General features: G+C 73.8%; 7 protein-coding genes and 1 riboswitch. Of the genes, 1 reads left to right on the top strand and 6 read right to left on the bottom strand.

Annotated features, from left to right (window positions below; translation table 11 throughout):
• The coding region (locus tag DEJ12_RS17440; RefSeq protein ID WP_111031113.1) for an acyl-CoA dehydrogenase family protein at window positions 1–1,231 on the bottom strand (1,231 nt) is incomplete at its 3' end.
• Window positions 1,228–2,661 carry an LLM class flavin-dependent oxidoreductase gene (locus tag DEJ12_RS17435; protein WP_111031111.1) on the bottom strand — a complete coding sequence of 478 codons (1,434 nt, stop codon included), beginning with the start codon at window positions 2,659–2,661 and terminating at the stop codon, window positions 1,228–1,230. The genes DEJ12_RS17440 and DEJ12_RS17435, both read right to left, overlap by 4 nt.
• 102 nt (window positions 2,662–2,763) lie before the next feature.
• Here DEJ12_RS17435 and DEJ12_RS17430 point away from each other — a divergent pair, with 102 nt between their 5' ends.
• Window positions 2,764–4,152, top strand: coding sequence for an MFS transporter (locus DEJ12_RS17430; RefSeq protein ID WP_111031109.1), 1,389 nt, complete (start codon window positions 2,764–2,766; stop codon window positions 4,150–4,152).
• A gap of 129 nt (window positions 4,153–4,281) precedes the next feature.
• On the opposite strand, the gene DEJ12_RS17425 is transcribed toward DEJ12_RS17430, so the two are convergent.
• The 4 genes from DEJ12_RS17425 to DEJ12_RS17410 form a co-directional block, all read right to left on the bottom strand.
• Complete coding sequence (locus DEJ12_RS17425) at window positions 4,282–4,866, bottom strand: ATP-binding protein (RefSeq protein WP_258370659.1); 585 nt, start codon at window positions 4,864–4,866, stop codon at window positions 4,282–4,284.
• The gene (locus DEJ12_RS18345) at window positions 4,859–7,537 is read right to left on the bottom strand and encodes an ATP-binding cassette domain-containing protein (RefSeq protein ID WP_220034821.1); all 2,679 of its coding nucleotides are present in this window, start codon (window positions 7,535–7,537) and stop codon (window positions 4,859–4,861) included. Before DEJ12_RS18345 ends, DEJ12_RS17425 begins: the two co-directional genes overlap by 8 nt.
• A 2-nt stretch (window positions 7,538–7,539) precedes the next feature.
• The gene (locus tag DEJ12_RS17415) at window positions 7,540–8,178 is read right to left on the bottom strand and encodes an ECF transporter S component (RefSeq protein WP_027464637.1); all 639 of its coding nucleotides are present in this window, start codon (window positions 8,176–8,178) and stop codon (window positions 7,540–7,542) included.
• Window positions 8,173–8,284: riboswitch (TPP riboswitch) on the bottom strand. Its footprint overlaps the gene before it by 6 nt.
• 81 nt (window positions 8,285–8,365) lie before the next feature.
• The gene (locus tag DEJ12_RS17410; protein ID WP_027464636.1) at window positions 8,366–8,686 is read right to left on the bottom strand and encodes a hypothetical protein; all 321 of its coding nucleotides are present in this window, start codon (window positions 8,684–8,686) and stop codon (window positions 8,366–8,368) included.
• Window positions 8,687–8,729: the final 43 nt, after the last annotated feature.

Below are 8,729 nucleotides of genomic sequence, written 5' to 3'. Positions count from 1 at the left end.
CCCACGCCCCCACCGGCCCCCGCCCGTGCAGCGCGTACTCCCCCACCAGCCGCTCCTTGTAGACCGCCGGGTTGTGCGACGCCACCACCCGGGCGTTCCGCCAGTGCCGGTCCAGCCCACGCGTCCGGTCGGCCGCTGACGCCCCGCCGACCTCGAACAGCTCGGACGCCGACCGCAGCACCCGCGGCCCGATCTCGACCTGCGCCTGGTACACGGCGTTCTCGGCCGCGTCGAGCAGCACGCGGTCGACGCCGACCCCGGGCTCGTTCGTGGCGACGACCCCGTCGAGCAGCCCCGCGGCGGCGACGACGACTGACCGGGCGGTGAACGCCCCGGCCGACAGTCGCCCGAGCACCGAGAGCACCTGCGGGTCCTCCCCCGGCACGGCCGCGTTGGCGTGGATGTACGTGCGGGTCCGTGGTCGCACGAAGGCCACGGCATCGTCCGACACGGCCTGCCCGATCCCGGCGAGGACCGCCAGCAGGTACAGCTGGTAGAAGGCCTGGATGTGCGACAGCGGAGCGTCCCGGTACGCCGACACCACCGACGGGTCGACCGACACCCCGTCGAACACGGTCGTGCCGGACGCGGTCAACCGCTGGCCGAACCCGTCCCAGTCGTCGATGCTCGTCACGCCCGGCGCGGAGGCGTCGACGGCGAACGTCACGCGATCCCCGTCACGGTCCGCCGCCAGGTAGATCCAGTCCGCGTAGAGCGTGCCGGTCGAGTAGAACTTCCGCCCGTCGAGGCGGAGGGAATCACCCGCCGGCGTCACCGTCGTCGAGATGTCGGCCAGGGTCGTCCCGGTCCGCTCCGAGGTCGCGTTCCCGATGATCGCTCCGTCGACGATGCGCTGGAGCCACTCGTCCCGGCCGGCGGACGACGGCCGCAGCAGCACCAGCTCGGTGTACCCGAAGTGCCCCCGCCACAGGTGCGCGATGTTCGAGTCCGCCGCCGCCAGGTCCGCCACCAGGTGCGCGAGTTCGACCAGCGTCACGCCGAAGCCGCCGCGGTCCTCCGGCACGCGCAGCCGCCCGAACCCAGCGTCGGCGAGCGCCCGGACCTCGGCGTGCGGCAGCGGCCGGTCGCCGGGCTTCCCGGACGCGAGCTCACGCTCGACCGCGCCGTCGCGGATGGTCGCGAACACGGGCGCGAAGCGTTCGCGCAGGGTCGCCAGACGGTCGGCCGGGAGGCCCGCCACACGTTCGTCGGTCGTCGTCACGTCCGTCATGCGGGCACCTCCACCGCCCGGGTCGCGTCGTCCGGGTGGGTCGCGGTCGCGCCGGCACCGCCCGAGAACGCCCCGCGCCACTGCCGGGCGGGGTGCGAGTCCGGCAGCTGTGCGTGGCCGAAGAGCTTCTCGCGCAGGGTGCCCTCGCGGTACTCGGACTGCATCAGTCCGCGCTCCTGCAGGGTCGGCGCGATGTGGTCGACGAACTCCTCGTACGAGCCGGGCAGCGTCCAGTTGATGACGTTGACGCCGTCGACGCCCACCCGCTGCCAGTCGGCGAGCTCGTCGGCGATCTGCTCCGGTGTGCCGACGACCCGGGCGCGGAGCTTCGCGGACAGCCGGGCGAGGTCGGCGATGGTCGGTTCGCGGTCCCCGGCGGCCTCGCGGAGCCACTGCAGGTGCGACTGTCCGGCGTGGGTGCGGACCTCGGACAGCGGGGTGTCCGGGTCGAGGGGCTCGCCGGTGTCCGGGTCGAAGCCGAGGTTCGAGTGCACCAGGAACCCGTCGGCGGCCAGGTACTCGTCGATCTCCGCTTCCTTGGCCTTGGCCTCGGCTTCGGTGGAGCCGGTGACGAAGGTCAGGCCGAGGAAGAACGCGATGTCGTCCCGCTGTCGACCGGCGGCCTCGGCCAGGTCGCGGGTCTCGCGGATGAGCTGTTCGGTGGCGTCCCGGTTCGAGGTCAGGATGAACTGGGCCTCGGCGTTCCGGGCGGCGAAGGCACGGCCGGCCGGCGACGACCCGGCCTGGAACAGCACCGGGGTCCGCTGCGGCGACGGTGCCGACAGGTGCGGGCCCTGCACGTCGTAGCGCTTGCCGTGGTGGTCGATGCGGTGCACCCTGTCGGGGTCGGCGTAGCCACGGACCGGGTCCTTCAGCACGGCGCCGTCCTCCCACGAGCCCTCCCAGAGCTTCGCGCAGACCTCGAGGTACTCCTCGGCCCAGACGTAGCGCTCGTCGTGCTCCTCGAGCCGGTCGGCGCCGAAGTTCCGGGCGGCGCTGTCGAGGGCGCTCGTGACGACGTTCCAGCCGATGCGGCCCCGGGTGATGTGGTCGAGCGTGGAGACCTTGCGGGCGAAGTCGAAGGGGTGCGCCTGGATGACGCTCGAGGTGAACGCGAGCCCGAGGTGCTCGGTCGACACGGCGAGCGCGGAGAGCAGCACGGAGGGGTCGTTCGAGGGGATCTGCAGCCCCTCGCGCAGGTTGGTCGAGTAGTCGCCGCGCCCGGGACCGTAGGTCCCGACGACGTCGGCGAAGAACATCGCGTCGAACTTGCCGCGCTCGAGGGTCTTCGCCAGGTCGGTCCACAGCGTCACGTCGTCGAAGTCCGTCTGCCGGGCGTCGGGGTGCCGCCACAGGCCGTGCTGGATGTGCGAGGTCGTGTTCATGACGAAGGCCGCGAAGCGCAGCGGGCGGTTCGGTGCATCGCTCATGTGTCCCATCGTGGTCGGCGGGCACCGCCCGACGACAGCGACGTGACCTCCCGTTACGCGCGGTGTTCCCCGCGGCCCTGGACGCGACCATGCTCCTGAGGCATGCCGAGCCAGACCACCCTCACCGCGCCTCCAGGCCGTCCCGCCGCACCGTCGACCAGCGCGACCCGTCGTCGGGTCGCCCTCGCGTCGTTCGTCGGCACGACCGTCGAGTACTACGACTTCTACCTCTACGCGACGGCCTCGGCGCTGGTGTTCGCGCCGACGTTCTTCCCGTCCGTGACACCGGCTGTCGGGGTCATCGCGTCGTTCGCGACCTACGGCGTCGGGTTCGTGGCGCGGCCGCTCGGCGGGGTGATCGCCGGCCACCTGGGTGACCGGATCGGGCGGAAGAAGCTGCTCGTCGCGTCGCTGGTGCTGATGGGCATCGCGTCCACGTTGATCGGGGTCATCCCGTCCGCCGCGACCATCGGGGTCGGCGCCGTCGTGGCGCTCGTGTTCCTGCGGCTGCTGCAGGGCGTCGCGGCCGGTGCCGAGTGGGGCGGCTCGGCGCTGCTGTCCGTCGAGCACGCGCCGGAGCGGCACCGGGGGCTGTTCGGGGCGTTCACGCAGATGGGGTCGGCCGGTGGGATGCTCCTGGCGACCGGGGTCTTCACGCTCGTGCGGTCCCTGCTCGGCACCGAGGCGTTCCTGGCCTGGGGCTGGCGGCTGCCGTTCCTGTTCTCGGCGGTGATCGTGGCGGTCGGGCTCGTCATCCGGCTCGGTGTGCAGGACGCCCCGGTGTTCCAGGAGCTGCGCGCCTCGGGTGGGGTCGAGCGGTTCCCGGTGTGGCAGGCGATCCGGCAGCACCCGCGGTCGATCCTGGTGACGGCGGGCCTGCGCCTCGTGCAGCCGGCGCTGTACTCGATCCTGACGACGTACTCGCTGACCTACCTGGGCAACGTGCGCGGGCCGGAGGGCTCGGACGCGGGGCTGCAGGCCGTGCTCGTGATCTCGGCGGTGTCGCTCGTGTCCACGCCGTTCTGGGGGTGGCTGTCGGACCGGGTCGGGCGGCGGGTGCTCACGATCTGGTCGGCGGTGGGCATCGCGGTGCTCATCTGGCCGTTCTTCGCGTTCCTCGACGCCGGGCCGCTCGTGCTGTTGCCGCTCGTGGCGCTGATCGGGATGTGCGTGTTCCACGACAGCATCTACGGGCCGCAGGCGGCGTGGTTCGCGGAGCAGTTCCCGACCGGGCGGCGGTACTCGGGGATGTCGCTCGGGTACCAGATCGGGTCGATCTTCTCGGTGGGGCTGACGCCGCTGCTGGCCGCGGTGTTCGTGCAGCTCGGGGGTGGGTCGCCGTGGATCCTGTGCGGGTACCTCGGGGTGTACGCGGTGCTGACGATCGTGGCGGCGGTGTTCGCGGTGGATCCGCGGGCGGTGGCGCGGCGGGAGGCGCGGGCGGGCGCGGCGGGCACGGCGGGCACGGGCGGCGCGGGCGCGGCGGGCTGACGTTTCGCGCTGGGCGACAGTTCTCGCCTTCCGGAGGCCGTGAGGTGTCGCTGAGCGCGGATCCTCGGTGCCGCCACGTGCTGCCGCGGGGCGGTGCGGGCCCGCCGCGCGGCGGCGCGGGCCCGCGCGCTACGTCCGCAGGACCACGTCGGCCAGGGCGGCCGGGTCCTCGGCGGCGATGAAGGCCTGCTCCTGCGCGGCCCAGCGGTCCCACTCGCGCGCGAAGACCTCGCCGTCGCGGCCGATCGCCCGGTCCCAGCGCACGGCGTCGTCGGCCTCGAGCCACACCCGCAGGGACGCCAGCGGTGCCGACGCCCGCGACAACGCACCGCACCCCTCGACCACGATGGGCAGGTCCGGGTCCACCGACGCCCAGTCCGCGGGCGCATCGGCCGCCCAGTCCCAGCGTCGGTACCCGCTCGGCGCTCCGAGGACGTCCGTCACCACGGCGTCGGCAGCCGCACGCAGGCCGTCCCACCCCGTGTACAGGTCGTCCAGGTGCACGAGCTGCGCACCGAGCTGCTCCGCGACTTGTGCTCCGAGGGTGGTCTTGCCCGTGCCGGACCGGCCGTCGATGAGCACGACGGCGCGCCGGCCCGTGGCAGCGGCGACTCCGGCAGCAGCAGCGGCCAGGCCGGGGGCGAGGTCACCGGCGGTGGTGCCCGTCGCACGGTCGCCGCCCGTCGCGCCGGCTGCGCGCTCCGCGTCAGGCACGCCACGTCCCCACGCTCACCGCGACCGCGATCGACACCACGCCGATGCCGACCAGCGCCGCCACCATCGCCCACTCCGGCCCGGCGAACCGCGCGACCCGCGCCCAGGTCCGCCGTCCGGGAGCACCGAACCCCCGTGACTCCATCGCCACCGCCAACGTCGTCGCACGCCGCAGCGCGAGCACGAGCAGCGCGAACGCCATCGTCGCCCCGCGGCGGAGCCGTCCGGAGTCGGCCAGTCCTCGGGCACGCCGCGCCATCGCGAGCTGTCGCCAGTCGTCGACGAGCAAGGTCATCATCCGGACGGCGGCGAGCGCACCGAGCACGAAACGCGCGGGCAGCCGGAGCACCTGCGCGAGCCCGTCGGCCAGGTCGGTCGGGTCGACCCGCACGAAGAGTGCGATGGCCGGCACCCCCACCGCGAGGACCCGGAGCGCCGTCGCCAACGCGAGCGTCAGTGACCCGTCGGTGACGTGCGCGAACCCGAGGTCGAACCACTCCCGACCCGAGGGCCTGCCGTACAGGGCGATGCTCACCGCCGTCAGCGGCACCGCGAGGAGCACCGGTGCGAGTCGGAGCAGCAGGGTCCGGACCGGCAGGCGCAGGAGCGGCAGCAGAGCGAGTTCGAGCGCCAGGGCGACGGCGGCGGAGACGACGTCGAGGCTGAGCACCAGGCAGACGCCGAGGGCGAGCACACCGATCAGCGACGCGACCGGCTGGACGCCGACGATGCCGGTCGCGCGGGCCGGCAGCGGTCGTCGCAGGGGGTTCGTCCGGTCGGTTCCGTCCACCGCGTCCGCCGCGTCCGCCGCGTCCGCCGTGTCCGTCCGGTCGGCCGCGTGGTCGGCCGTGTCGGTCCGGTCTGGAGGCCCGGGGCGGCTCCGGGCTGTCGGTCCCGTCTCCGGGGCGGTCGCGACCGACGGCCCCTGGTCGCGACCGACGGTCAGGGCACCGTCCGGCCCGAGCACGACCTCGTCGGCGTCGAGTGCCCGGACGAGGTCGCGGTCGTGGGTGACCGCCACCACCGCGGTGCCGGCATCGGCGAGGGCCCCGAGCCGACCGACGACGGACTGCCACGTGGCACGGTCCTGCCCGGAGGTCGGCTCGTCGAGCACGACGACCGGCGGCCGGGCCGCGATGACCGAGGCGATCGCGAGCCGTCGTTGTTCGCCCCCGGACAGCGTGAAGGGGTTGGCGTCGGCCAGGTGTGCGAGCCCGAACTCGTCGAGCAGCGCGGTGGCTCGTTCGGCGGCGTCCGGCGCATCGAGTGCTCGGGGTCCGGCCTCGATCTCCTCGCGGACGGAGCGGGCGACGAACTGGTGCTCGGGGTCCTGGAACACCGTGCCGATCCGGGCGGCGAGTTCCCGGCTCGTCCAGGCGTGGGGCGCTGTGCCGATGCCGTCGGCAAGGGCGTCCGTGGCGCGGAGCTCACCGGCGGCCGGTGGGAGCAAGCCCGCGAGGGTCAGCCCGAGCGTCGACTTGCCGACGCCGTTCGGTCCGGTGACGGCGAGGACCTGCCCGGCCCGGAGCTCCAGGTCGATGCCGTTCCCGACCGGTTGCTTCCCCCGTGCCGTGCCGAGCCCCCGGGCGTCGAGCAGTACCGCTGTCCCCTCGCCAGGTTCCCCCTCGCCGAGCTCCCCCTCGCCGAGCGGGCGAAATGCCGCGGTCGCCCCACCGGACGCCCCGGGCATTTCGCCCGCTCGTCCCGCCGACGTCATCTCACGCGCCTGCTCGCCGGGTTCCCCCTCGCCGAGCGGGCGGAATGCCGCGGTCGCTCCGCCGGACACCCCGGGCATTTCGCCCGCTCGTCCGCGCGCACGCTGCAGCCGCCGGGCCGAACCGCGCGCCGGCTCGGAACCGGGCACCCAGACCCCGGCCGCCGTGAGCACCTCGCCGTGGTCCGCCAGCACCCGGGCCGGCGGACCGTCCGCGACCACGCCGCCGCCCGGTTCGAGCAGCACGAGCCGATCGACCAGGTCCAGCCAGGTGCCGATCCGGTGCTCCACCACGAGCAGCGTCGCCCCGGTCTCGTCGAGCAGCGCCCGGACGGCGTCGTGCACCTGCGCCACGCCGTCCGGGTCGAGGTTGGCGCAGGGTTCGTCGAGCACGAGCGCACCCGGCCGCATCGCGAGCACGCCCGCGAGCGCCAACCGCTGCCGCTGCCCACCGGACAGCTGCGCGGTGGAACGGTCGAGCGGCAGGTCGAGGCCGACGACGTCGAGCGCCGTCCGCACCCGGTCCCAGGTCTCGTCGCGGGGGACGCCGGCGTTCTCGCAGCCGAAGGCCACGTCGTCGCCGACCCGGGACATCACCGTGTGTGCCTCGGGGTCCTGCATGACGAGACCGACACGCCCGCGGACCGCGCGGGGGTCGGCCTCGTCGACCAGGAGTGTCCCCTGCACCGAAGCAGCGGTGTCGTCGGTGGCGTCGGGCTCGTCGGGCAGCACGCCGGCGACCGCTCGCAGGAGCGTCGACTTGCCGGCACCGGACGGCCCGACGACGGCGACCCGCTCCCCCGGCTGGACGGTCAGGTCGACGTCACGGACGGCCCAGGCGTCGCGCTCCGGGTACCGCCAGCCCCAGCCACGGAACACGATGCGCGCCCCGCGGACGCCGGCACCTGCGCCGGCGTCGCCGCCGGTGGAAGGGGACGTCGCCGACGGAGCGGGCACGGTCACACCAGGGCGCGGGGTTCGCGACGGCTGTGCTCGCGGCCGGCCGCGAAGGACGACAGCACCCCGGTGCGGGCGAGTGCCCGGACGATGAGCCACGAGCCCGCCCCCGCGATCACCGCACCGGAGATGACCGCACAGATCACGTACACGACCTTGAAGGCGACGTCGAGCCCCGGGTACCAGAGGACGGTGTCGTTGATGCCGAGCGCGAGTCCGGCTGCGGCACCGGCGAGCACGACGACCGGCAGGCGGTAGACGCGGTACAGGAACAGCGCGAGGACGATCTCGGCGCCGAGACCCTGGACGAGTCCGGCCTCGAGCGTGAGCCATCCCCACTGGGTGCCGAACAACGCCTCGACCGAGGCGGCGACCATCTCGCCGTAGAGCGCGGCGCCGGGCTTGCGGACGACGATCGCGACGATCGGGCCGGCGAGCAGCCAGACCCCGCCGAACAGGGCCTTGGTGCCGGGGAGCACGAGGTCCATGACGGCGCTGATGGGTTCGTAGCCGAACTCCCAGAGCCGGAAGACGACTCCGAGGGCCACCGCGAGGACACTCGCGACGACGATGTCGACGACCCGCCAACGCAGCGATCGCCGCGGAGCGGTGGTGACGGTGGTGGACGTGCCTGAAGGCATGCTGCTGACTCCTCCCTGCGCCGGCATGATCCGGATCAGGTTCGACGGTCGGAGCGCCGATCGCTCCCTCTCAGCCCGGCGGTCCCGGACTCCCGTGTGTGTGCCAGCAGTCTAGACGCGGTCGCGACCGCGTGACGGACGGGAGGCCCGTGGCGGCGTCGCCACGGGCCTCCCGTCCGTCAGGTGGTCACTTCTTGAGCGCGCGCACCAGCTTGCGGAGGACACGCCCGGCCACCCACACGAAGGGGATGCCCACGACGATCAGCGAGATCGGGTTCGGCTCGAACACGAGGTCCTTGCCCGGACGGCGCACGTAGGCGCCGACGGGGGCCGACAGGCCGCCGCCACCGCCGCCACCGTTCTCGTCGTCTCCGCCGCCACCGAAGCCGAACCAGCTGACGGACACGGGGATGAGGGTCTGGTCGCCGACCTCGACGGGTTCTCCGTAGTTCGTGGAGACCCCGAGCGGGCGGACCTGGTCTGCGATCTTCGAGACGATGTTGGCCATGCGCGCGACGCTACTCGTCCGTTCCTCCACAGGCCGCGGGGCG

The sequence above is a fragment of the Curtobacterium sp. MCLR17_059 genome, assembly GCF_003234665.1.
Lineage (GTDB): Bacteria > Actinomycetota > Actinomycetes > Actinomycetales > Microbacteriaceae > Curtobacterium > Curtobacterium flaccumfaciens.
The sequence above is the reverse complement of the archived record's forward strand: the minus strand, read 5'-3'. Positions and strand labels throughout refer to the sequence as shown.

Bases quoted from the DNA above. Each gene is read 5' to 3' on its own strand.
- DEJ12_RS17435 (WP_111031111.1), bottom strand. From the start codon at position 2,661: ATGAGCGATGCACCGAACCGCCCGCTGCGCTTCGCGGCCTTCGTCATG.
- DEJ12_RS17430 (WP_111031109.1), top strand. From the start codon at position 2,764: ATGCCGAGCCAGACCACCCTCACCGCGCCTCCAGGCCGTCCCGCCGCA.
- DEJ12_RS17415 (WP_027464637.1), bottom strand. From the start codon at position 8,178: ATGCCTTCAGGCACGTCCACCACCGTCACCACCGCTCCGCGGCGATCG.
- DEJ12_RS17410 (WP_027464636.1), bottom strand. From the start codon at position 8,686: ATGGCCAACATCGTCTCGAAGATCGCAGACCAGGTCCGCCCGCTCGGG.